The sequence below is a fragment of the Novilysobacter selenitireducens genome, assembly GCF_020026895.1.
Lineage (GTDB): Bacteria > Pseudomonadota > Gammaproteobacteria > Xanthomonadales > Xanthomonadaceae > Lysobacter_C > Lysobacter_C selenitireducens.
The window spans coordinates 1-22769 of sequence record NZ_JAINZW010000001.1; the positions used below are offsets into that span (position 1 = coordinate 1).

Genomic DNA, 22769 nt, shown 5'->3' on the forward strand with positions numbered 1-22769 from the left:
GACGTGAGTCGCGACCCGCGCTGGGGTCCGGAGTTGCGCGGTCGCGACTCACGTCGCTCCTACAAGGGTCATATGGATCCGATCGCGGCTGAAGCCGCTCCTACAAAAAGCGTGGGTCAGGCGCCCTCGCCGTGCAGGTAGTCCAGCGTCACCTGCAGCATCGCCCGCAGGCCGAGGTCGAGCGCGGACTCGTCCAGCAGGAACTCCGGCGAGTGGTTGCTGGGCGCGGCCAGCGGGTCCTGGCCGGGCGGGGTCGCGCCGACGAAGAAGAACATCGCCGGCACTTCGCGCGCATAGAACGAGAAATCCTCCGCACCCGTCACCAGCGGCGGCTCGACCACCTTGCCCGGGGCCACGACCTCCAGGCTGGGCCGCATGCGCGCGGTCAGGTCCGGGTCGTTGACGGTGACCGGGTAGCCGTCCTGGTCGGGCACCTGCGCCTCGGCGGTGGCGCCGTGCGCGGCGCTGACATGCTCGGCGACGTTGATCAGGTCGGCGAAGATCTTCTCGCGCATGCCGTCGTCGAAGGTGCGGATGGTGCCGGTCAGCTCCACCTCGTCGGGGATGATGTTGTAGCGGATACCGCCGCGCACCACGCCGAAGGTGACCACCGCCGGCTGCTTGGCGATGTCGGCGCGGCGGCTGACCACCGTCTGCGCCGTCGACACCAAGTCGGCGGCGGCGACGATCGGGTCGATGCCGCCCCACGGCCGCGAGCCGTGCGTCTGCCGGCCTTTCACCTTGATGGTGAAACGGTCCGACGCGGCCATCAGCGGGCCGCTGCGCACGCCGATCGTGTCGGCGTTTAGGGTCGAGAACACGTGCAGGCCGAACATCGCGTCGGGCTTGAAGCCGTCGAACAGGCCCTCCTCCAGCATCAGCTTGGCGCCGCCTTCCTCGCCCGGTGGCGGGCCTTCCTCGGCCGGCTGGAACACCAGCATCACCTGGCCGGGCAGGCTGTCGCGCATGTCGACCAGCGCCTGTGCCACGCCCAGCAGGATGCCGGTGTGGGCGTCGTGGCCGCAGGCGTGCATCACACCGGTTTCCTGGCCGTTGAATTCGGTCGTCACCTTCGACGCAAATGGCAGGCCGGTGCGCTCGGTGACCGGCAGCGCGTCGATGTCGGCACGCAGCGCGACCTTCGGGCCCGGGCGCGCGCCTTCGATGATCGCCACCACGCCGTGCCCGCCGATGCCGGTGCGCGGCGCCAGCCCCATCCCGCGCAGGTGGCCGGCGATGGTGGCGGCGGTCTCGACCTCGCGGTTGGACAGCTCGGGGTGCTGGTGGAAGTGGCGGCGCCACTGCACGACCTCGTCGCGCACGTCGCGCGCCGCGGTTTCCACGTCCGACCGTTGCCGGGCGGGCGCTGGCTGGGCGGGAGCTGGCTGGGCAGCGGCCGGCAGCGCGGCGAAGGCGGCGAGCAGGCCGGCGGCAAGCAGGCCGGTGCGGTGCGAGGCACGGATGGTCATGGCGGTTCTCCCCGGGAGGTGTCGCGGATGCGTGACCCGCCGGATGCTAACGCCGATGCCCGCGCGGTGCCGGAGCCGCAGCCGCCACGCCGGGTTAATCGCGTCTTGACGCGTGCTGCGTATCCTGCCGCGATGCGCCTTTCCCCCACCGCCCTCGCCGCCGCCGTGTTGATGCTCGCTGCAACCGGCCCGGCCCAGGCGGCGCAGGTGTCGCGGGTCGACATCGTCGGACTGGACGAGGCGATGACCGAGAACGTGCGCGTCTCGCTGTCGCTGGTGGACGCCATCGGCGACGAGCTGTCCGGCCGGCGCCTGGCCTACCTGGTGCGCGAGGCCGAGGACGAAACCCGCGAAGCGCTGGAGCCGTTCGGCTACTACGACCCGACCATCACGGTGGAGCGCACGCGCGACGAAGGCCCGGTGGCGGTGACCGTCGCGGTCCAGCCGGGGACCCCGGTGCGGGTGCGCCGCGCGGACGTGGCGATCCTCGGTGAGGGCGCACGCGACCGCTACCTGCGCGAGGAGCTGGCCGATTTCCGCCCGCAACCGGGCGACGTGCTCGACCACCCCACCTACGAAGCCGCCAAGACGCGTATCACCCGCCGGCTGGCCGAGCGCGGCTACTTCGATGCCGGCTTCGCCAGCCGGCGCGTGGAGGTCACGCGCGCGGAGAACGCCGCCGACATCGACCTGGTGTGGGAAAGCGGCGTGCGCTACGACATGGGCGAGGTCACCTTCACCCAGGACCCGCGCATCATCCGCCCGCAGCTGCTTGAGCAGCTGGTCTACTGGGACACCGGCAGCTACTACCACCAGGGCAAGCTGGACCGGCTGCGGCAGTCGCTGGCGCGGCTGGACTACTTCGCCAGCATCGACATCCAGCCACGCCCGGAAGACGCGCAGGGGACGCTGGTGCCGGTCACCGTCGAGCTGACGCCGGCCAAGCGCAGCGTCTACACCGCCGGCCTGAGCTACGGCACCGACAGCGGCGCCGGCGTCCGGTTGGGGCTGGAGCGGCGCTACCTCAACCAGCGCGGTCACAAGGCGCTGGCGCAGCTGGACTACGCGCAGCAGCGCAAGACGCTCACGCTGCAATACCGGATCCCGGCGTTCGCGTGGCTGGACGGGTGGTACACCTTCAGCGCGCAGGCCGCCGACGAGCAGACCGACTACCAGGACAGCCGGCGCATCGAGTTCGTCGGCAGCCGCAGCGGCGAAATCAACGAACACCTCACCGCGGTCGCGTCGATCCATGCGTTGCGCGAGCGTTGGCTGTACCGCGTGGCCGACGACGGCGAAGGCGCGCTGGCGATTCCGGACTACCGCTACGCGACCTTTACCTACCCCTCTCTTCGCGCCGAGTACGTCGACGCCGACGACGTGCTGTTCCCGCGCGATGCGCTGGCCGGTACGCTCCTGCTGCGCGGCGGCGTGGAAGGCGCCGGTTCCGACGCCGACTTCGCCCAGGCGCGCGCGACCGCCCACTGGTATCGCGGACTGGGCGATAACAACCGGCTGATCGTCCGCGGCGAGCTGGGGCATACCTTCACCGACACGGTGGTGGACATGCCCCCCAGCCTGCGCTTCTTCGCAGGTGGCGACCGCAGCATCCGCGGCTACGCCTACCAGGAGGTCAGCCCGCGCATCGACACGGACTTCGGCCCCTACTCGGTGGGCGCGCGCAACGTGGCCACCGCCAGCGTCGAGTTCGAGCACTACTTCAACGACAACTGGGGTGCGGCCGGCTTCGTCGACAGCGGCAGCGCGTTCGACGAGACGCCCGACTGGCGTACCGGTGTCGGCGTCGGGGTGCGCTGGCGCTCGCCGGTCGGGCCGTTGCGGCTGGATGTCGCACACGGCTTGGACGATCCGGATTCGGACTTCCAGCTGTACCTGAGCATCGGGACCGCCCTGTGAGGCCGCGCACATGAGCCCATCGCTGCCGCGCTCGCCGTTCCGCCCACGCGTCGATCCGTCGCTGACGCCCGAGCAGCGCGAGGCGCGCATCGCCGAGCTGCGCGAACGCCGCCGCAAGCGCCTGCGCTGGCTGGCGATCCGCGGCAGCCTGACGGCGGGCGCGCTCACCATCGCACTGGCGCTGCTGGCGTACTGGCTGCTGATGACGGTGGGCGGGCGCGACGTGCTGCTGGCGCAGGTGCAACAACGCCTGCCCGTCGGCGCGAAACTTGAGTGGCGCGAGGCCGAAGGCCCGGCGTCGGGGCCGTTGACCCTGCGCGGCGTGCGCTTCGAGTACGACGGCACCGTGTTCGAGGCCGAACGCGTGATGCTCGACACCGCGCTGCGGCCGCTGCTGGGGCGCACGTTGCGGCTCAGGTCGCTGGAGGTCGAGGACGCCACCCTGCTGCTGGCGCAGAGCGACGAGCCGTTCGAGCTGCCGCGGTGGCCCGAGGTGCTGCCCGCAATCGCCCCGCCACTGCACCTGCAGGCGCGCGAGCTGCGCATCGATGGCCTGCGCGTGCTGCAGGCCGACGGCGCCGCGCGCGTGCCGGTGATCGACGTGCACCGCCTGCGCGGCGCGCTGGACGCGCGCGACGGCCACCTGGCCGTGGACGGCCTCGTCGTCGACAGCGACCGCGGCCGCTTCACCGCCGACGGCGAGTACGCACCGCGCGATGACTACCGCACCGACCTCACCGTAACGGCGGTGCTGCCCGCCGACGCCGGCACGACGCCACCGCGGCTGGGGCTGGTCGCGCGCGGCGACATTGCGCGCATGGACGTGGCCGTTTCCGGCCGTGCACCCGGCCCGACCCGCGCGACGCTCGTCTTGCGCGGCGAGGACGACCCGCGCTGGCAGCTGCGCGCCGCCAGCGATGCCCTCGACCTCGGCCTGCTGGCCAGTGGCACGCCCGACGGCCAACCGCTGGTGCTGGACCTTGCTGCCGACGGCGTCGGCGGGCGCGCCAGGGTGCAGGGACGCATCGAGCGTGGCGAGCTGACGGCGGTGATCCGCCCCTCGCGTCTTGCGCTGGAGGACCAGGTGCTGGACGTGCAGCCGCTGGCGCTGGAGCTGCTCGACGGCACCGCGACCCTGCGTGGCCGCGCCGATTTCCGCGACCCGGCGGCGCGCCGCTTCAAGTTCGCCATCAACGCGCGAGGCCTGACCTGGGGCGGCGCGGCCACGACACCGGCCACGCCAGCGCAGGCCGCCGCCGACACGCCGGTGATCCGACTGGATGCCGATCTCGGCCTGGCCGGCACGGTGGAGGACTGGGCGGCGATCGGCACCGCCGGGCTGGCGCGCGAAGGCGAGCAGGCCCGCGTCGAGTTCGATGGCCGCGGCACCGGCAAAGGCGTGGCGTTGCGTTCGCTGCGCGCGACGATGCCCGGCGGCCGGCTCGACGCCACCGGCGACGTGCGCTGGGCACCGTCGCTGGGCTGGGACGTGGACGCGACGCTGGCCGGGTTCGACCCGGGCTACTTCATCGCCGGCTGGGACGGCGCCGTCGACGGCACGCTCGACAGCCAGGGCACCACGCGCGATGACGGCACGCTGGACATCGACGTCGATGCCCCACGCCTGACCGGCCGCCTGCGCGACCGCGCGCTGGACGGCCGCGCGCGCGTGGCGATCGCGCTGCCACCCGGCGACGCGCGCGGCCCGTCCTTCGACGGCGAGGTCGCGCTCTCGCTCGGCGGCAGCCGGGTGGAGGCGTCCGGCCGCATCGCCGACACCCTCGACATCGACGCGCGCTTCGCGCCGCTGCAGCTCGCCGACCTGTTCCCCGACGCCGCGGGCACGCTGCGCGGCACCCTCGCGTTGAGCGGTGCGCGCACCGCGCCCGACGTGCAGGCCGACCTGGCCGGCACCGGCCTGCGCTGGGGCGACATGCAGGCCGAGACCCTGGTGCTCGACGGTCGCCTACCGTGGCGCGGCAGCGGCGGCGCGTTGACGCTCAACGCCACCGGACTGCAGGCGGGGCTTCCGTTCGACACGCTGGACGTGGATGCGCGCGGCGCGGTGGAAGCGTTGCAGCTCGACGCGCAGGCGCGCGGCGAAGTGGGCGCGCTCGCCCTGGCCGGCAGCGCGCGCAAGCAGGGCACGACGTGGCGCGGCACGCTGGCATCGCTGCAATTGGACCCGGCGCGCGGCGCGGCGTGGCGCCTGCAGGGTCCGGCCGGTTTCAGCTGGACGGGCCGCGCCGGCACCCTCGAGCCCGCGTGCCTGGCCTCCAGCGACGGCGGCTCGCTGTGCGCCAGTGCCGACTGGCCGCGACGCGGTCTGCAGGTCGACGGCCGCGGGCTGCCGCTGGCGCTGCTGGTGCCGTACCTGCCCGAGCGCAGCGACGGCCGGCCGTGGCTGCTCAGCGGCGAGGTCGCCATCGACGCGCAGCTGCGTCCGGCCGGCAACGCATGGCAGGGCCAGGCCACGATCACCTCGCCGGCCGCCGGCCTGCGCTTCAGCGAGCGCGCGCGGCGCGACGTGCTGAGCTACCGCAACCTGTCGCTGGTCGCCGAGTTCGACCCGTCGCGGATCGACGCGACGCTGGGCGCGGACGTGCTCGGCGACGGCCGCCTGGACGCGCGCGTGCAGACGGGTTGGGACGCGTATGCGCCGCTGGAAGGCGACATCGCCGTCGACGTCGATGAACTCACGTGGATGGAGCTGTTCTCGCCGGACATCGTCGAGCCGCAGGGACGGCTGGTCGGCCGCCTCGGCCTGGCGGGCACGCGCGGCGACCCGCTGCTGTCGGGCCAGGCGCAGCTGACCGGCTTCACCGCGGAAGTGCCGTCGCTGGGCATCACCCTGCAGGACGGCCGCATGGCGCTGGTGGCGCAGGCCGACGGCAGCGCGCGCATCGACGGCCGCGTCGGCACCGGCGACGGCACGCTGTCGATCGACGGCACGCTGGGCTGGCGCGGTGGCGATACGCCGCTGGTGCTGGCGATCCGCGGGCAGGACGTGCTGGTGTCCGACACCCGCGACCTGTACGCGGTCGCCAGCCCCGACGTCGAGGTGCGCTACACCGCCGGCGCGCCGCTGCAGTTGACCGGCACCGTCGGCGTGCCCGAAGCGCGCCTCGACCTGGAGCGCCTGGACCAGGGCGTGTCGGCGTCGCCGGACGTGGTGGTGCTGGACCCGGTCGACCCGGAGGACACCGGCGGCCTGCCGCTGGACATGGACCTGACGCTCGCACTGGGCGAGGACGTCATGCTCAACGGCTTCGGCCTGGACGGCAGCCTGGACGGCCGCCTGCGCGTGCGTGCGGTGCCGGGCCGCGAGATGACCGCCACCGGGCGGCTGGAAGTCGGTGGCGAGTACGCCGCCTATGGCCAGGAGCTGGAAATCACCCGCGGCTACCTGACGTGGTCGAACGGCCCGGTGTCGGACCCGCTGCTGGACGTGCGCGCCGAGCGTGAAGTCGGCGAGGTCACCGCCGGCGTCGACATCAGCGGCCGCGCCAGCGCGCCGCAGGCGGAGGTCTGGTCCAACCCCGCCACCTCGCAGTCCGAGGCGCTCGCGTACCTGGCGCTGGGGCGTCCGCTGTCGAGCGTGAGCGGCGACGAGGGCCGCCAGCTCAACGCCGCCAGCGCCGCGCTCACCGCGGGCGGCAGCCTGCTGGCGTCGCAGCTGGGTGCGCGCATCGGCCTGGACGATGCCGGCGTGATGCAGAGCCGCGCGCTGGGCGGGTCGGTGTTCGGCGTCGGCAAGTACCTCTCGCCGCGGCTGTATGTCGGCTACGGCGTATCGCTGCTCGGCACCGGGCAGGTGCTGACGCTCAAGTACCTGCTGCGACGCGGTTTCGATGTCGAGATCGAGTCGAGCACGATCGAGAACCGCGCCTCGCTCAACTGGCGGTTGGAGCGCTGAACGCGACCTGCGCGGGTGGCGCGCGCCGTTAACCTCGTGCACACCCGGAACGCGGCACCCTGCCCGTCCCTGATCCGTGAATGGAGTCGCCGATGGTCCTGCGTATCGCTTCGTTGTCCGCCGCCTGCACCGCGCTGGTCGCCTTGGCCGCCTGTGCCACGCCCGCCGCGCCGCCGGCCAGCGACCCCCTGCCGCCTGCCACCGCCGAGGCCCCGCCCATGAGCGACCCAAACCCGCCGATGCCCACCGACCCGTGCGACGCGGAAACCGCCAAGCCCAACGCGATCGGCCAGGTCGCCACCGCCGAGGTGGTCGAACGCGCGCGCATCGAAGCCAACGCCGAGATCGCGCGCGTGCTGAAGCCCGGGATGATGGTGACGATGGAATTCCGCGCCGGCCGCCTGAACATCGACGTCGACGAGGCCAACGTCATCACCAACGTGCGCTGCGGCTGAGTCGCCGGCGCCTCATGCCGGAGCGCGGTGTTCACTTGTAGGAGCGGCTTCAGCCGCGATCACGACTCCGCGTGCGTGCAACAACGGATGGGCCGCGATTTCGACCGCGGCCCATCTTCTTTGCGTGTCCTGATGTTGCGCAAAGCAGCTCTTGTAGGAGCGACCTGAGTCGCGATGCGTCACTCCGGCAAGCGACGCGGTCGCGACTCACGTCGCTCCTACAGGACTTGTCCGATTGGCATCGCGCCCGGATTGCATCGCGGCTGAAGCCGCTCCTACAGGGGCTGAAGCGCGGCGTTCGCCGTGGGGCGCACCACCCGTCCCTGCAACCGCGGGGCGCCGTCGACCACATCGGTCCACACCACGTGCAGCGCATCGCCCTGCAGCGCCATCTGCGGGAAACCGGTGCCGCGCCCGCGGCCCTGCAGCTTTGCGATCTCGATGCGCTGGCGCTCTTCCGAAAGGTCCGGCGCCCAGCGCGCCAGGTGCAGCGACTGCCCGCCGCGGTCCTCGCGCACCCACGCGACCCACGCGTCGTCCGCGCCCAGCGCGACATCGACACGGCCCTGGACCTGCTCGCCGCGGTCGAACACCACCGGCGCGGCGAACGTGTCGCCGGCGTCCGTGCTGCGTGCGAGTTTCAGCGTCGGCACGTCGCCGGCGGCGGTGTACCAGGCCACGATCGCGTCGTTGCCGCGCGCGGCGACCGCCGGGCCGTTGACCGGGCAGGCGGGCATCGTCCAGTTGTCGGCGTGCACCAGTGCAGGCGTCGTCCAGCGGCCACCATCCAAGCGCGCAACGGCAACGTCGCGGATCTCCTCGCGGGTGCGGTCGCGGTAGACCAGCAGCGGGCCGCGGCCGGTCAGCGCGGCGTCGGTCTGGCAGCAGTCGCAGGTCATCGCGTCCAGGCGCTGTTCGTCCGATCGCTGCAATGCACCGTCGATGCGTGCGGTGCGCAGCGTCATCGCGCCACCGCCGTGGCCCTCGTGCGCCTCGTGGCCGCCGGCGGTCTCCCGGCCGTCCAGCCACGCGATGCCCAGCGCGTCCGTGGACGCGGGCCACAACGACACGAAGCCGTGCTCGGTCGGCGTGCCGTCGTCGTTGACGGTGGCCGGTGCCGACCACGTCGCGCCGCCGTCGTCCGAGCGCACCAGCGCCACGTCGTAGGCGTAGGTCGCGGCGGCCGATTTCTGCAGCCAGTGCGCCCACAGCGCGCCGTCGTCCGTCGCCAGCAGGTGCGGGGTGTCGGCCCAGTTGACGAACCAGTCGTCACCGCGCGCGATGTCGCGCGGTGCGCCCCAGCCCGCCGCGTCGTGACGCGCGAAGCGCAGCGCATGGCCGTCGCCTTCGGGCTCGATCCACGACAGCAGCAGGTCGTTACCCGTCGTGACCAGGTCGGGCTGGGCGGCATGCGCGGCGGCCGTCGGCAGCGGCCACTCGTGCAGCGACCAGTCGCGTCCGGTGTCGTCCGGCGTGGCCGCCGTGGGTGTGTCCTGCGCGCTGCATGCGGCCAGCGCGACCGGCAGCACCAACGCGCACGCGAATGCGGCATAGGGGTTCGCGCAGGCGGCCGCGCGTGCGGCGGCGGAACGGGACGTCGGCATGGCGGCTCCGGGCAACGGGATGGGACGCAGGGTAAGGTGCCCGCGTCCCCACTGCACGGCGCACGCCGATGAACCTGCACCTGCTCTACGTCGGCCTCGGTGGCGCGCTCGGCGCGATGTCGCGCCACCTGCTGGGCGGCTGGGTGCTGCACCACACCGCGCAGGGCCGGTTCCCGGCGGGCACGTTCGCGGTCAACGTGCTGGGCTGCCTGGTGATCGGTGCGCTGGCGGGCCTGGCCGAGCGGCACGCAATGTTTTCGCCGTCGATGCGGGTGTTCCTGTTTACCGGCGTGCTCGGCGGCTTCACCACGTTCTCGGCGTTCGGCCTGGAGACGCTGTACCTGCTGCGCCGCGGCGAGACCGGCGTGGCCGCGGCGTATGTCGCCGGCAGCGTGCTGCTGGGGCTGGCGGCGGTGTGGATCGGCTTCCGGCTGGCGGGTGCGGGACGCTGACGGCCGTAGCCCGGGTAAGCGCAGCGCACCGCGCCGAGGCGACACACAGTGACTGTCCGCTACAACGCGCCGCAGCGCGCTGCGCCAGTGACAATGCCAGCGACATGACCCCGGGTGCGCTGCGCTTACCCGGGCTACGCGGCACGGCGCCCCGGTACTGCAATGCGCCGCAGCGCTGTGCCAATGCCCGTGCCACCACCCTCCCGGGTGCGGCCGCTGGCCTTACCCGGGCTACGCGTCACGCCGCCTGCCCGCGTCGCAGCCGCGTGAGGTGCACCAGCAGCAATGAGATCGCCGCCGGTGTCATGCCGGCAATCCGCTGCGCCTGGCCGATGCTCAGCGGCCGCACGCGCTCGAGCTTGCCGGCGACCTCCGCCGACAGCCCGCGCACCTGCGCGTAGTCGAAGTCGGCCGGGATCGGCGTGTCCTCGTGGCGGCGCGCGCGCTCGATCTCCTCGCGCTGGCGGTCCAGATACCCGGCGTACTTGATGCCGATCTCGACCTGTTCGGCCACGGCCGCATCAATCACGCCGGGGCCGAGCGACGGCACCTGCATCAGCTTTGCGTAATCCAGCTCAGGCCGCTTGAGCAGGTCGGCGGCGTGGGTCTCGCGGCTGATGGCCACGCCCAGCGTCTCGCCGATCTCGCGCCCCAGCGCGTTGGCCGGGGCCGCCCAGATGCCGGACAGGCGCGCGTGCTCGCGTTCGATCGCCTCGCGCTTGGCCTCCAGCGCGGCAAAACGCGCATCATCGACGACGCCGAGGTCGCGGCCCACCGGCGTCAGGCGCAGGTCGGCATTGTCCTCGCGCAGCTGCAGCCGGTACTCGGCGCGGCTGGTGAACATGCGGTACGGCTCGGTGGTGCCGTGGGTGATCAGGTCGTCGACCAGCACGCCCAGGTAGGCCTGGTCGCGGCGCGGGCACCAACCGTCCAGCCCGCGCACGTGGCGGGCGGCGTTGACGCCGGCCAGCAGGCCCTGGGCGGCGGCCTCCTCGTAGCCGGTGGTGCCGTTGATCTGGCCGGCGAAGTACAGGCCTTCGATCGCGCGCGTTTCCAGCGTCGGCTTCAACCCGCGCGGGTCGAAGAAGTCGTATTCGATCGCATAGCCCGGGCGCGTGATGTGGGCGCGCTCGAAGCCGCGGATGCTGCGCACCAGCTCCAGCTGCACGTCGAAGGGCAGCGAGGTGGAGATGCCGTTGGGGTAGATCTCGGCGACGTCCAGGCCCTCGGGCTCGACGAAGATCTGGTGGCTCTCCTTCTCGGCGAAGCGCACCACCTTGTCCTCGATGGACGGGCAGTAGCGCGGGCCGATGCCTTCGATCTGCCCGGTGTAGAGCGGGCTGCGGTCCAGCGCGGCGCGGATCGTGTCGTGGGTCCGCGCGGTGGTGTGGGTGATCCAGCACGACACCTGACGCGGGTGGTCACTTTGTTGCCCGGTAAACGAGAACACCGGACGCGGATCGTCGCCCGGCTGCTCCTCCATCACCGTGTAGTCGAGGCTGCGGCCGTCGATCCGTGGCGGCGTGCCGGTCTTGAGCCGGTCGACTACGAAGGGCCCCTCGCGCAGGCGCGCGGCCAGCGCGGTGGCCGGTGGGTCGCCGGCGCGGCCGGCGGCGTACGTAGTCTGGCCGACGTGGACCTTGCCCGCCAGGAACGTGCCCGCGGTCAGCACCACCGCCGGGGCCTGGAAGCGCAGGCCGGCCTGGGTGACCACGCCGGTGACGCGGCCGTTCTCGAACACCAGGTCGTCGACGGCCGCCTGGAACAGCGTCAGCCCGGGCTGGGCCTCGACCGCGCGGCGGATGAAGGCGCGATACAGGCTGCGGTCGGCCTGGCAGCGCGTGGCGCGTACCGCCGGGCCCTTGCTGGCATTGAGGCGGCGCCACTGGATGCCCGCGGCGTCGGCGGCCCGCGCCATCACGCCGCCCAGCGCGTCGATCTCCTTGACCAGGTGGCCCTTGCCGATGCCGCCGATGGCCGGGTTGCAGCTCATCGCGCCCACGGTTTCGACGCTGTGCGTCAGCAACAGCGTGCGCGCACCGGCCCGGGCGGCCGCCAGCGCGGCTTCGGTGCCGGCATGGCCGCCGCCCACGACGATCACGTCATGGCGGTGGAAGTCGGAATGCATGGACATGGCGGGCCGGGAGGCGGAGGAAAACCGCATGCGGGGCGGGAATTCTACGTCCAATCAAGCGCTTGCGCCCCCGCGCCGTTCATTTTGGCCGGACGTCAAGCAACTGGCACTTGCAATTTGCCGGAAAGTTGGCACGGCACTTGCGATACCCCATACTGCGCCCGCTCTGGGACCCCGGTCACAGATTGAAAGCGACACATATCCGAATTCCTTGGGGAGTGATTCACATGTCCGTCTTCACCCGTACCGCCTTGGCCGCCGCCCTGCTGGCCGCCGCTCCGATGGCGTTCGCCGCCACCGATACCGACACCATGACTGTGTCGATCGAGATCGAGAACGCCTGCACCGTCGATGCGCAGGACATGGCCTTTGGTGCCCAGAGCGACCTCTCGGCCGGCCTGAACTCGTCCGCCGACGTCACCGTCGACTGCACGAACCAGGGCGCGATCAACGTGGCCTTCAGCGCCGGCAGCAGCGGCGACTTCGCAAACCGCACGATGCAAGGCCCGAGCGGCGCGACGATCGACTACCAGCTTTACGACGCCGCCAGCGGCGGCCAGGTGCTGGGCGACGGCACCAACAGCACCGCCACCTTCAGCGGCACCAGCACCGGCACCACCGTCGACACCTTCACCGTCTACGGCATTGTCCCCGCGCAGGGCGCCAAGCCGGTCGGTAACTACTCCGACTCGATCACCGCGACGCTGACCTACTGATGTCCCCGCGCCGCCTTGCGGCGGCGACGGCGCTCACCCTGGCCCTCGTGGCCGGGGCGGCGTCCGCGCGCGGCCAGCTCCAGACCCGGCAGACCGGTGTCGACCTCGACGCGGGCGACCGCGCCGGGCGCATCGTGCTCGCCAACACGGGCGATGCGCCGGTGGCGGCGCAGGTGCGCGTGTACGCGTGGACCCAGGTCGACGGCCAGGACCTGCTGGAGCCGACCGACGCGATGGTCGCCAGCCCGCCGATCATGGAGATCGCCGCGGGCGGCGAGCAGCTGGTCCGCGTCGTGCGGCCGACCGCGGCAGCCGTCGAGCGCGAGCAGGCCTTCCGCATCGTCGTCGACGAGCTGCCCGGCCCGGGCGAGGCCGAAACCGGCAGCGCCATCAAGGTGCGGATGCGCTACGTGCTGCCGGCGTTCGTGCGGGCGCCCGACCCGGCGCCGGCGTCGCTGGACTGCCGGATCGAACCCGGCGCGATGGTCTGCCACAACACCGGTGGCCGGGCTGCGCAGCTCGGCCGCAGCCACCTGCTGGTCGCGGGCGGCCGCAAGGTCGAGCTGTCGCCCGGCCTGCTGGGCTACGTGCTGGCGGGCAGTACGCGCCGGTTCGAGCTGGACGCCCCGGTGATGGCCGTGGCGCGCTCGGCGACGCAACTGGAAGTACTCCTCGATGGCCAGCCGGCCACCCTGCCGATCACCCGCGGCCACTAGGCCGACCGCGCTCGCGCTGGCCCTGGCGGCCGCGCTGGCGGGGCCGGGCGTGGCGTGGGCGGCCACCGCCACGGGCGGTGCCACCGGCGGCGCCATGGCGACCCTCGACGCGCAGCCGCTGGCCCAGGTCAGCGCTGTGCGTGCGCCGCAGGTGATGTACCTGGACATCTCGCTCGACGGCCGCGTGGTCGCGACGTTGGTGCGCTTCACAGTGGTCGACGGCGAGCTGTCGGTGCTGCCGTCGGTGCTGACCGATGCCGGCCTGCAGCTGCCCGACGGCCTGCCACTCAATGCCGCGGGCGAGGTCGCACTGGCCGATATCCCGGGCCTGGGCGTGGACTACCAGCCGACGATGCAGCGCGTCACGCTGCTGCCCGGCACCGAACTTCGACCGACCCGCCTGCTGGGCTATCGCATCCCCGCGCCGGTGCAGGTGGACCGCGACCACGGCCTGGTGCTGGACTGGGACGCCTACGGCCGCCACCTCAAGGGCCAGGACACGCTGTCGCTGGGCACCGGCGCGCGCTGGTTCGGGCGCTGGGGCACGCTGGAGGTCAACGGCGTCAGCCGCACCGGCGATACCGGCAGCGACGGCTACGCGCGGCTCGACACCCGCTGGACCTATTCCGACCCCCGGCGCATGTGGACGTGGTCGGCCGGCGACATCGTCTCCGGCGGCCTGGCGTGGTCGCGGCCGGTGCGCATGGGCGGCGTGCAGCTGCGGCGCGACTTCGGCGTGCGGCCGGACCTGATCGTGCACCCGCTGCCGCAGTTCTCCGCCGACGCCACGCTGCCCTCGTCGGTGGAGCTGTACGTCAACAACATCCGCCAGTACGGCGAGGAGGTCGCGCCCGGCCCGTTCGTGCTGAGCGACTTCCCGCGCGTCAGCGGCGCCGGCCAGGCGGTGGTCGTGGTGACCGACGCGCTCGGCCGCACCACCCAGACCAGCGTGCCGCTGTACGTCGACTACCAGCGGCTGGCGCGCGGGCTGACCGATTTCTCGTTCGAGGCCGGCGTGCTGCGCCGCGGCTTCGGCATCGACTCCGACGACTACGGCAGCGACGTGGTCGCCAGCGGCAGCTGGCGCCGCGGCATGCGCGACGACCTCACGCTGGAGCTGCACGGTGAGGCCGGCCCCGGGCTGCAGCTGGCCGGCGCCGGCGTAGCCTGGTCGCCGCTGGCCCGCTTCGGCGTCGCTACCGGCAGCGTGTCGCGCAGCGAGGGCGACAGCGCCGGCACGCAGTGGAGCGGCGGCTACCAGTGGTTCGGACAGCGCGCAGGCTTCGACGTCAACGTGCAGCGCGCCGACGCCGGCTACCGCGACCTGGGCACGCTCGACGGCGGCAGCGTGCCGCTGCGCGCGCAGGACCGTGCCTCGGCCTGGATGACCGTGCCGCGCGGCTCGCTGTCGGTGACGTGGCTGCGCTACCGCGACGGCGAGGAGCTGACCGGCCGTACCGTGAGCCTCGGTCTCAGCCAGACGTGGGGGCGTTCGCTGTCGGTGTTCGCCAATGCCTTCCATGACGACCGCGCCGGCTCCGGCGTGTCGCTCACCCTGAGCCTGCCGCTGGGCGACGGCCTGGACGGCTCGCTGACCGCCGACCACCGCCGCAGCGACACCGACCTCACCGCCAACCTGCGCCGCCGCGCGCCGTACGAAGGCGGGTGGGGCTGGCAGGTGCAGGCCAGCGATGACGGCGACGGCCAGGTGGCGGCGCAGTACCGCGGCAACGGTGGCGAGTTCTGGGCGGGCGTGGACCGCTTCAACGGCGAGCACGGGCTGTTCGCGCAGGGCATGGGCAGCGTGGTGCTGATGGACGGCCAGGCCTTCGCCAGCCGCCGCATCTCCGACGCGTTCGCCGTGGTCTCGACCAACGGCATCGGTGACGTGCCGATCCTCTACGAGAACCGCACCGCCGGCCGCACCAACGACCGCGGCTACCTGTTGCTCTCGGACCTGCGCGGCTGGGAGCGCAACCGCATCGCCATCGACCCCGACGGCCTGGCCGCCGACCTGCGAGTGCCGGCGATCGAGCGCCTCGTCACCCCGCCCAACGCCAGCGGCATCCGCGTGCCGTTCGCACTGGAGCGCGTGCGCAGCGCGACGGTGACGCTGCTGGATGCTGACGGCGAACCGGTGGCTCCCGGTACGCGCGTGCAGCGCGCGGATGGCTCGGAGGCAATCGTGGGGTTTGAGGGGGCTTTGTGGATTGAGGACTACCACGAGGGCGAAGCGCTCTCGTGGCGCGTGCAGGGCCTGGAGTGCCGCGTGTCCGCACCCAAGGCCGTGACCGGCCCGACCACCTCTTCGCAATGCCGTACGGAGTCCAAGCTATGACCCGGTTCTTCAGTGCAGTCCTGCTGGGTCTGCTCGCGCTCGGAATGCAGGGCACGGCGCGCGGCCAGAGCATCGACTGCAATTTCTCCAGCACTGCGCCCGCGCTCGAGTTCGGCACCATCCCGGCTAACCCGACGGTAGCGACGACCACTGCGGGCAATGTCAGCGTCTACTGCTCGGGTGCTTCCTTGGGCAACCCCGGCACGGTCAAAGCGTGCCTGAAGCTCAGTAACGGCGCCCCCGACAACGCGCTCCTGCCTAACAGGCGGCTGGCCAACGGCAGCGGCCGCCTCTCCTATCAGGTGTACCGGGACAGCGCCCATACGGAGGTATGGGGAGACGCGACGACTGCCCCTGCCGGTGAAGTATTGATTCCCCTTCGTCGCACCGGGTTCTTCTTCTGGGAAGGCTCAGCCACCCTCACCTTGTACGGGGCGATCGGTGCGGGCCAAGCCGGACTGACTTCGGGCAACTACCAATCTCAGATGTCTCTGCAATTGACGGGCGACTTTTCGTCGCAACCGTGTTCTGCCATTGCGAACGTGCTGGATACGGATCGCACGGTGCTCGCCCGCGCCACCATCGCCAGCAGCTGCACGGTGGCCGCCAATGACCTGAGCTTCGGCACCCACAGCCAACTCGCCGCTGCGGTGAACGCCAGCACCAGCCTGGGCGTGACCTGCTCGGTCAATACGCCGTACACGGTGCGGATGGACGGAGGCACCACCGCGAACAACGTCGCCGACCGACGCATGGGATTGAACGGCACCGGTCCTGCTGCGCAGGGCGTCGCCTACCAGCTGCGGCACACCTCGCCCAACGGGCCTCTTTGGGGTGACGGTACGTCGGGGACCTCGACGTTGGCGGGCACCGGCACGGGCGGCTCGCAGACGCTACCGGTGTATGGCCGCGTGCTGCCCCAGGCCGTGCCGTTGCCGGGCCAATACGAGGACACGGTCACGGTCACCGTCCAGTACTGAAACACAAGGGGAGGAAGTCGCCAAGGTTGGCACGCTTCATGCGACACCTTGGGTGCACCCAGTGGAACAGGCGCTTTGCGCCGGCCGGAATTGGAACAGGGGCTGGCCACGTGTCCACAGGGGAAGCCGGGGGCCGAGTGTCGGGGGACGCTCGGCCCCTTTTTTATGCGCGCTCGGTGCGTGGCACTGCGCCGTCAGGCTGCGGCTGGCCCGGGTCCCGGGATTCCGACACATGCATGCCCGCCGCGACAGAGTCGCAGCAGGCCTGGACGGACGGAGAAAGGGCCGGGCCGGCAAGGCGCCGACGCCCGACAAGGACGGAACAGGGGGGATCCGTGGGTTCCTCGCCGGGCGCCGACATCGACGCTTGCGGGTGGCAGGTGACGCTGACCTGCCGGATGGGTCGGAATGCGACGCATCCGGTCAGTGACCGTAGATTGCGACCGGCGGGCCGGCAACGCAAGCGACCGGCACCCCAGTTTCCGACCAGCGGTCAGCGCGGCTCGACTTCGCGCGACTCGTTCCGCGAGCGGACCTCGCGCAGCCGGTCGCCCATCGACGAGCCCGACGACCGCCGCGCCTGCACTGCCGGGCGTGGCGCCGGGGACGAGGGACGCACGGCCGGGCGCGGCATCGGCGCCATCGGCTGCGACGGCTCGACACGACGCGAGATGCCCGGCTCCGGACCCTGCTTGCGACGACGCAGGTCGTCCAGGTTGCGCCAGGGCGAGCGGTCATCGTTGTCGTCGTGGCGGGGCGGGCGGTGGTCATTGTCGTCGTCGCCATCTCCGTGCCCCGGGTGGCCCGGGCGCGGCGGACGCACCACGATCGGCGGACGCGGGTAATAGCCACCGCCATACCCGGGGTAGTACGGGTTGTAGCCGCCGTACGGGTAGCCGTAGTTGTACGGGTAGCCGTAGTAGCCGCGACCGTAGTAGCGGCTGCTGTACGGATAGCCGTACCCGTACTGGCCGTAACCGTGGTAGCGGTATTCGGTGTTGGGTTGGCCGTAGTAATAGTCGCCGCGGCCGCCGCGGTAGTCGTAGCCGGTGACGCAGCCGCCGAGCAGCGCGATCGCCACGGCCGGCAGGAGAAGCTTGCGGATCATGTCGGGAACCCCCCTTGGGTAGGGCCCCACAGTGGTCGTAAGCCATTGAACTCGCGCTTAATCTTTCCGTCATGCCGCTGAACGCTTCAGCCCCGCCAATCCCGACGACCCGCTGCGCTACGCTGTGCGCCGCATGACCCACGCCGACACGCCGCCGGGCTTCACGGACATCCTCGCCGCGGCCGCACGCATCGCGCCGCATGCCCATGCCACTCCGGTGTTGCGCTCGCGTGCACTCGATGCGATCGCCGGCTGCGAGCTGCACTTCAAATGCGAAAACCTGCAGCGCGCGGGCGCCTTCAAGTTCCGCGGCGCGTGCAATGCGGTGTTCTCGCTGGACGAGGCCGCGCTGGCGCGGGGCATCGTGACGCAGAGCTCCGGCAACCACGGCGCCGCGGTCGCGTTGGCCGGGCGGCTGCGGGACGCACGGGTGACGGTGGTCGCGCCGCGCAGCACGCCGAAGGTGAAGCTTGCGGCGATCGAGGGCTACGGCGCGCGCATCGTGCCCTGCGACACCACGCAGGCCGCGCGCGATGCCGCCACCGCACAGGTGCTGGCCGAGACCGGTGGCGAACTAGTGCACCCGTTCAACGACGCGCGCGTGATCGCCGGCCAGGGCACGGCCACGCTGGAACTGTTGTCCGCATCGCCGGGGCTCGACGCGGTGGTCGCGCCGGTCAGCGGCGGCGGCCTGCTGTCGGGCACCGCGATCGCGGCGCACGGCATCGACCCGGGCATCGAGGTGTTCGGTGCCGAGCCCACCGGCGCGTGCGACGCGCACGACTCGCTGGCCTCGGGCACGCGCATCACCGGGCGCGTGCCCGACACCGTCTGCGACGGCCTGCGCGCGGAACTGGGCACGCTGACCTTTCCCATCCTGCGCGAGCACGTGCGCGAGGTCCTGCTTGCCGACGATGCCGCCGCGGTCGAGGCGATGCGCCTGCTTTGGACGCGCATGAAGCTGGTGGTCGAGCCGTCCGGCGCGATGCCGCTGGCCGTGGTGCTGGCCCACCGCGAACGCTTCGCCGGCCGCCGCGTCGGCATCATCCTGTCGGGTGGCAATGTCGACCCCGACGCCCTGCCGTCCCTGTTCGCCACCTTGGGAGATGCCGCATGACCGACGCCGGACACGGCCGCCGCCGCCACGACCGCGCCATCGCGCTGGTGCAGGCGTACTACGACGCCTTCAACCGTGGCGACTGGGACGGCATGCTCGCCGTGCTGGGCGACGACGTCGTGCACGACCTCAACCAGGGCCCGCGCGAAGTGGGCCGCGAGGCGTTCACCGCGTTCCTACGGCGCATGCAGGCGAGCTACCGCGAGCAACTTCAGGACATCGTGCTGATGGCCACGCCCGACGGCGACCGCGTTGCCGCCGAATACGTGGTGCACGGCGAGTACCTCGCCAGCGATGCCGGGCTGCCCGAAGCGCGTGGGCAGCGCTACGTGCTGGCGGGCGGTGCGTTCTTCGACGTGCGCGACGACCTGATCCGGCGCGTCACCAACTACTACAACCTCGAGCACTGGATCGAGCAGGTCGAGACCGCGCAGTAGCGCGCACGCTCACCGCAGCGGCATCGCCCCGGTGCCGTCGCCGGCCACGTAGGCCAAGCCTTCGCCGAGCAGCAGGCGGGTTACCGCGGCCCGCTCCGCCACCGGACGGTCGGCCAGTACATCCAGCAGGGCACCTACTGCATCGCAGCGCTGGGCATGGTCGCCACCGTTGAGGCCGGCCACGAAGCCGTCGTGCAGCAACGACGCGCGCACGCCGGCGGCCTTCAGCCACTGCGTCGCCTGGGCGCGGTCGAACGGCTGCGGCGGGCTCTGCGCGGCGGCGACGAATACGTTGACCGCGGCGTCGGCGAACCGCAGCCGCGACGCCTCGCCCAGCCGCGCGGCAGTCGCGTTGAGGCCTTCCAGGCTGCGATCGGCAGCGGGGTCGAAGAGCGCGCACATCACGCCCGCATCGGCCGGGTCCTGCGCGCTGGCATGCACGGCCTGGAACAGGCCATCGACCGCCGGGTCGGGCGCGCGTTGCAGCAGGTCGCGGCCGTCGGCCGCCAGTACGGACGGATCGAAACCCCAGTCCTGCAAGCCGCCGGACTGCGCCGACACCGTGCCGCCCGCCAGGGCCGCCGCGACGACGGTCGCCGCCACAGCGCCGCGCCATTTCGATATCCGCTTCATCGCCTGCATCCCTGGAAAGAATCCCGTCGGAATCTAGCGCCCCGGCGATGAACACCGGCCAATGCACCCCGCCTCACGCACCGCGCTCGCTGCGCAGCTCGCGCACGGCGAGGGGATCGTGCGCGACGGCGCGCGTCGCCATCCAGCTGAAGGCCACGATGCCCACCATCACCAGCCAGACCCCCGCCAGCGCACCGCCCTGCGGCCACGCCTCGCCGAGCCACAGCACGCCAATCGCGGTGGCGAAGAGGATCTCCGCCGCCTGCATCGCCTCGGCCGTGGCCAGGCCGACGGGATCGTTGCGGACCATGCCGGTTGCCTGGAAGAACAGCACCGTGGCGATGATGCCCGCGCCCACCGATACGCCCGCGGCCAGCCATGCCTGCCCGATCGTGGGTGGACCGACGGTGGTCCACGCCACCGCGGCAATCGCCCACCACAGCGGCTGGCTGGCGAGCGTCAGGCCGAACACGCGCTGGGTGGCATTGAGCTCCGGCTCGCCATCGGCCGCATGGGTTTCCAGGTGCAGCAGCAGGCCGCGGTTGCCGAGTGGGTAGGCGAATGCGGCCACGGCCGCGCACACCAGGCCGATCCACCCCGCGCGATCCAGCGCGCCGCCGGCATGGCCGAACTGCATCAGCAGCACGCCGGCGATCACCACCAGCCCGGCGGCCATGGCCAGCCGCGGAATGCGCGCGCGGTGGTCGCCGCGCCCGCGGTACAGCAGCGGCGACACCAGCATCCCGGCGATCACCGTCAACTGGAACGTGCCCGCGACCAGCCACGCCGGCCCGCTCGCGGCGGCGAAGCTCAGGCCCAGATAGAACAGGACGAAACCGATCGCGCTCCACAGCAGCCATGCACCCGGATGCCGCCGGATGGCGCGCCACACCGGCGCGCTGCCGCCCTGCCAGCGCATCACCGGCCACAGCAATGGCAGCGTGAACAGGTAGCGCAGCGCCGCGGTCCACAACCAGTGGCCGCCGCCGGTGGCCGCGGCGCGGTTGAGCACGTAGGTGCTCGTGAAGAACAGCGCGGACGCCAGCGAGATCGCCACGGCCAGCAGCACGGTCTGGCGGTGGGTGCGCGTCATCAGCGACGGCGCACCGGGATCGACGACACCGGCACGCGCACTTCGTCGATGCCGCCCGTGCGGATCGGCGCACCCGGCGGCGGGCCCCAGGCCTGCGCGTAGATCACCTCCCACGTCGCCGGCAGGCGGCCGTCGGGGGCGCGTTCGTAGGCGGCGTCGGCTCGCGCGAAGCGGCTGCGTCCCGTGAGGTGGCGACGACGCTGCACCATGGCATTGGTCGCGCCCAACGTGCGCAACTCGCGCATCAGCCCGCCGAGGTCGTCGTGGTGCAGGACGAACTCGTCGCGGTCCAGCACCGGGTCCTTGAAGCCGGCCGCCACCAGCGCGTCGCCGAACTGGCCGATGGCCGGGAACAGGCTGACGTGCGGGGCGTCGTCGGCCTGCGCGAACGCACTGCGCAACTCGTGCAGCGTGTCCGGTCCGAACGTGGACACCAGCATCAGCCCGCCGGGCTTGAGCACGCGCCGGAACCCGGCGAACACCGCCGGCAGGTCCTCGACCCACTGCAGGCACAGGTTGGAGAACAGCACGTCGACGCTGCCCTCGCGCAACGGCAGCGCACGCGCATCGGCGCACACCGGGTGCGGGCGGTGCGCGAATGGCCGCCAGCCGCCGGCGTTGGCGCGCGTGGCCTGCAGCATCGGCAGCGCCAGGTCGAGCGCGACCACCTGCGCCTTCGGCCAGCGCTTCTGCATGGCGGCCGACGCATGGCCCGGACCGGCGCCGACGTCCACCACCACCTGCGGTGGCGGCAGCGCGCGCGCGGGGTCGTCGAGGTAGTCCAGCGATTCCATCAACCGCGACGACACCTCCCGCTGCAGCGCGGCGGCGGCATCGTAGTGGCGTGCGGCGCGCGAGAACGAGCGGCGCACCTGGCGGTGGTCGAACAGGATGTCGGTCATGCCTCGACCCCGTCGGCGACCTGGCGCATGAACCCGATCACTTCAGCGGCGACGGTATTCGCCGCGCCAAGGAACGGCGCATGCCCGGCCTCGTCGATCACGACGCTGCGCGCCCCCGGCGCCAGTGCGGCGGACGCGGCCATCGCGCCGGCGGGCACCAGCCGGTCGCGTCGCCCCGACAGCCAAAGGCTCGGCACCTGCAGGCGCGGCAGCTCGTCGCGCAGGTCCATCTCGTCCAGGAGCACGAGGCCCTCCTGCAACGCGCGCGGTGACGGCTCGCCACGCTCGAAGGCCTGCGCGCGCAGCTTGCGCAGTTCCACCTGCGCGCTGGCCGATCCCAGCGCTTCCAGCGCGAGGAAGCCGTCGAGCGTGCCGCGGAAGTCGCGCTCCAGCGCCTCGCCGAAATCGCGGAACAGCGTCGACGACACGCCGTGCGGCCAGCCGTCGCCGCGCACGAAGCGCGGCGAGGACGCCAGCATCACCAGTCCGCGCACGTGCGACGGATGGTCGAGCGCGGCACGCAGCGCGACCTGCCCGCCCAGCGACCAGCCCAGCCAGACGGCATCGGGCAGGCGATCCGCCAACTCGGCCGCCAGTCGCTTGGGTTCGAGCGGCGTGTCACTGGTGGCCGCGTGCCCGTGCCCGGGCAGGTCGACCGCGTGCAAGGTGAAGCGGTCGCGCAGGCGCTCCACCAGCGGCGCGAACAGGCCGCCGTGCATCGCCCAGCCGTGGATGAGGATCAGCCCGGGGCCGTGCCCGGTGGTCTCGATGTGCATGGCGGC

At 72.2% G+C, this 22769-nt stretch carries 18 protein-coding genes; 10 read left to right on the forward strand and 8 right to left on the reverse strand.

All coding sequences use genetic code 11. The annotated features are described in order from the left end of the window. Positions 1-116: 116 nt before the first annotated feature. Complete coding sequence (locus K6753_RS00005) at positions 117-1469, reverse strand: amidohydrolase (protein WP_223674142.1); 1353 nt, start codon at positions 1467-1469, stop codon at positions 117-119. Between the two features lie 132 nt (positions 1470-1601). On the opposite strand from K6753_RS00005, the gene K6753_RS00010 reads away from it, so the two are divergent. The 3 genes from K6753_RS00010 (at position 1602) to K6753_RS00020 (ending at position 7757) form a co-directional block, all read left to right on the forward strand. Then, complete coding sequence (locus tag K6753_RS00010; RefSeq protein WP_223674143.1) at positions 1602-3386, forward strand: autotransporter assembly complex protein TamA; 1785 nt, start codon at positions 1602-1604, stop codon at positions 3384-3386. Positions 3387-3396: 10 nt separating this feature from the next. Then, a complete protein-coding gene (locus tag K6753_RS00015) occupies positions 3397-7302 on the forward strand; it encodes a translocation/assembly module TamB domain-containing protein (protein ID WP_223674144.1) in 3906 nt (1301 codons plus the stop codon). Positions 7303-7394: 92 nt separating this feature from the next. Next, complete coding sequence (locus tag K6753_RS00020) at positions 7395-7757, forward strand: I78 family peptidase inhibitor (RefSeq protein ID WP_223674145.1); 363 nt, start codon at positions 7395-7397, stop codon at positions 7755-7757. A gap of 275 nt (positions 7758-8032) precedes the next feature. Here K6753_RS00020 and K6753_RS00025 read toward each other — a convergent pair whose 3' ends face one another. Further along, positions 8033-9361: a sialidase family protein gene (locus K6753_RS00025; RefSeq protein ID WP_223674146.1), complete on the reverse strand. Its 1329-nt coding sequence runs from the start codon at positions 9359-9361 to the stop codon at positions 8033-8035. Positions 9362-9429: 68 nt separating this feature from the next. On the opposite strand from K6753_RS00025, the gene crcB reads away from it, so the two are divergent. Then, positions 9430-9813 carry a fluoride efflux transporter CrcB gene (gene crcB, locus K6753_RS00030; RefSeq protein ID WP_223674147.1) on the forward strand — a complete coding sequence of 128 codons (384 nt, stop codon included), beginning with the start codon at positions 9430-9432 and terminating at the stop codon, positions 9811-9813. A 238-nt stretch (positions 9814-10051) separates the two neighbouring features. On the opposite strand, the gene mnmG is transcribed toward crcB, so the two are convergent. Next, on the reverse strand, positions 10052-11941 hold the full coding sequence (mnmG, locus tag K6753_RS00035; protein WP_223674816.1) for a tRNA uridine-5-carboxymethylaminomethyl(34) synthesis enzyme MnmG: 1890 nt from the start codon (positions 11939-11941) through the stop codon (positions 10052-10054). Positions 11942-12174: 233 nt separating this feature from the next. Between mnmG and K6753_RS00040 the strand changes: the two genes are divergently transcribed. Genes K6753_RS00040 through K6753_RS00055 form a run of 4 tightly spaced genes read left to right on the forward strand, consistent with a single transcriptional unit; the run spans position 12175 to position 16697 of the window. Continuing rightward, positions 12175-12663, forward strand: coding sequence for a Csu type fimbrial protein (locus K6753_RS00040; protein ID WP_223674148.1), 489 nt, complete (start codon positions 12175-12177; stop codon positions 12661-12663). Beyond that, positions 12663-13379, forward strand: a complete 717-nt coding sequence (locus tag K6753_RS00045; protein WP_223674149.1) for a fimbrial biogenesis chaperone — start codon at positions 12663-12665, stop codon at positions 13377-13379. The genes K6753_RS00040 and K6753_RS00045 overlap by 1 nt, the downstream gene beginning before the upstream one ends. Next, a complete protein-coding gene (locus tag K6753_RS00050; protein WP_223674150.1) occupies positions 13339-15717 on the forward strand; it encodes a fimbria/pilus outer membrane usher protein in 2379 nt (792 codons plus the stop codon). Before K6753_RS00045 ends, K6753_RS00050 begins: the two co-directional genes overlap by 41 nt. Beyond that, positions 15714-16697, forward strand: a complete 984-nt coding sequence (locus tag K6753_RS00055) for a Csu type fimbrial protein (RefSeq protein ID WP_223674151.1) — start codon at positions 15714-15716, stop codon at positions 16695-16697. The genes K6753_RS00050 and K6753_RS00055 overlap by 4 nt, the downstream gene beginning before the upstream one ends. Positions 16698-17190: 493 nt before the next feature. Here K6753_RS00055 and K6753_RS00060 read toward each other — a convergent pair whose 3' ends face one another. Continuing rightward, on the reverse strand, positions 17191-17805 hold the full coding sequence (locus K6753_RS00060) for a hypothetical protein (RefSeq protein ID WP_223674152.1): 615 nt from the start codon (positions 17803-17805) through the stop codon (positions 17191-17193). 133 nt (positions 17806-17938) lie between these two features. On the opposite strand from K6753_RS00060, the gene K6753_RS00065 reads away from it, so the two are divergent. Together K6753_RS00065 and K6753_RS00070 are read left to right on the forward strand one after the other, a co-directional pair. Beyond that, positions 17939-18922, forward strand: coding sequence for a pyridoxal-phosphate dependent enzyme (locus K6753_RS00065; protein ID WP_223674153.1), 984 nt, complete (start codon positions 17939-17941; stop codon positions 18920-18922). After that, positions 18919-19359: a ketosteroid isomerase-related protein gene (locus K6753_RS00070; protein WP_223674154.1), complete on the forward strand. Its 441-nt coding sequence runs from the start codon at positions 18919-18921 to the stop codon at positions 19357-19359. Before K6753_RS00065 ends, K6753_RS00070 begins: the two co-directional genes overlap by 4 nt. 9 nt (positions 19360-19368) lie before the next feature. Here K6753_RS00070 and K6753_RS00075 read toward each other — a convergent pair whose 3' ends face one another. The 4 genes from K6753_RS00075 to bioH all read right to left on the reverse strand — a co-directional run bounded on the left by K6753_RS00075 (position 19369) and on the right by bioH (position 22763). Then, the gene (locus K6753_RS00075; RefSeq protein WP_223674155.1) at positions 19369-19992 is read right to left on the reverse strand and encodes a hypothetical protein; all 624 of its coding nucleotides are present in this window, start codon (positions 19990-19992) and stop codon (positions 19369-19371) included. Between the two features lie 73 nt (positions 19993-20065). Then, on the reverse strand, positions 20066-21085 hold the full coding sequence (locus K6753_RS00080; protein ID WP_223674156.1) for a multidrug resistance efflux transporter family protein: 1020 nt from the start codon (positions 21083-21085) through the stop codon (positions 20066-20068). Beyond that, positions 21085-21987: a malonyl-ACP O-methyltransferase BioC gene (bioC, locus tag K6753_RS00085; protein WP_223674157.1), complete on the reverse strand. Its 903-nt coding sequence runs from the start codon at positions 21985-21987 to the stop codon at positions 21085-21087. The genes K6753_RS00080 and bioC overlap by 1 nt, the downstream gene beginning before the upstream one ends. After that, the gene (gene bioH, locus K6753_RS00090; protein ID WP_223674158.1) at positions 21984-22763 is read right to left on the reverse strand and encodes a pimeloyl-ACP methyl ester esterase BioH; all 780 of its coding nucleotides are present in this window, start codon (positions 22761-22763) and stop codon (positions 21984-21986) included. Before bioH ends, bioC begins: the two co-directional genes overlap by 4 nt. Between the last annotated feature and the right edge of the window lie 6 nt (positions 22764-22769).

Coding starts and splice junctions, on each gene's coding strand:
- K6753_RS00075 (WP_223674155.1), bottom strand. CDS start 19,992: ATGAAGCGGATATCGAAATGGCGCGGCGCTGTGGCGGCGACCGTCGTC.
- K6753_RS00050 (WP_223674150.1), top strand. CDS start 13,339: ATGGCCAGCCGGCCACCCTGCCGATCACCCGCGGCCACTAGGCCGACC.
- K6753_RS00015 (WP_223674144.1), top strand. CDS start 3,397: ATGAGCCCATCGCTGCCGCGCTCGCCGTTCCGCCCACGCGTCGATCCG.
- bioC (WP_223674157.1), bottom strand. CDS start 21,987: ATGACCGACATCCTGTTCGACCACCGCCAGGTGCGCCGCTCGTTCTCG.
- K6753_RS00060 (WP_223674152.1), bottom strand. CDS start 17,805: ATGATCCGCAAGCTTCTCCTGCCGGCCGTGGCGATCGCGCTGCTCGGC.
- crcB (WP_223674147.1), top strand. CDS start 9,430: ATGAACCTGCACCTGCTCTACGTCGGCCTCGGTGGCGCGCTCGGCGCG.
- K6753_RS00055 (WP_223674151.1), top strand. CDS start 15,714: ATGACCCGGTTCTTCAGTGCAGTCCTGCTGGGTCTGCTCGCGCTCGGA.
- bioH (WP_223674158.1), bottom strand. CDS start 22,763: ATGCACATCGAGACCACCGGGCACGGCCCCGGGCTGATCCTCATCCAC.
- mnmG (WP_223674816.1), bottom strand. CDS start 11,941: ATGCATTCCGACTTCCACCGCCATGACGTGATCGTCGTGGGCGGCGGC.
- K6753_RS00080 (WP_223674156.1), bottom strand. CDS start 21,085: ATGACGCGCACCCACCGCCAGACCGTGCTGCTGGCCGTGGCGATCTCG.
- K6753_RS00020 (WP_223674145.1), top strand. CDS start 7,395: ATGGTCCTGCGTATCGCTTCGTTGTCCGCCGCCTGCACCGCGCTGGTC.
- K6753_RS00070 (WP_223674154.1), top strand. CDS start 18,919: ATGACCGACGCCGGACACGGCCGCCGCCGCCACGACCGCGCCATCGCG.
- K6753_RS00005 (WP_223674142.1), bottom strand. CDS start 1,469: ATGACCATCCGTGCCTCGCACCGCACCGGCCTGCTTGCCGCCGGCCTG.
- K6753_RS00065 (WP_223674153.1), top strand. CDS start 17,939: ATGACCCACGCCGACACGCCGCCGGGCTTCACGGACATCCTCGCCGCG.
- K6753_RS00045 (WP_223674149.1), top strand. CDS start 12,663: ATGTCCCCGCGCCGCCTTGCGGCGGCGACGGCGCTCACCCTGGCCCTC.
- K6753_RS00025 (WP_223674146.1), bottom strand. CDS start 9,361: ATGCCGACGTCCCGTTCCGCCGCCGCACGCGCGGCCGCCTGCGCGAAC.
- K6753_RS00040 (WP_223674148.1), top strand. CDS start 12,175: ATGTCCGTCTTCACCCGTACCGCCTTGGCCGCCGCCCTGCTGGCCGCC.
- K6753_RS00010 (WP_223674143.1), top strand. CDS start 1,602: ATGCGCCTTTCCCCCACCGCCCTCGCCGCCGCCGTGTTGATGCTCGCT.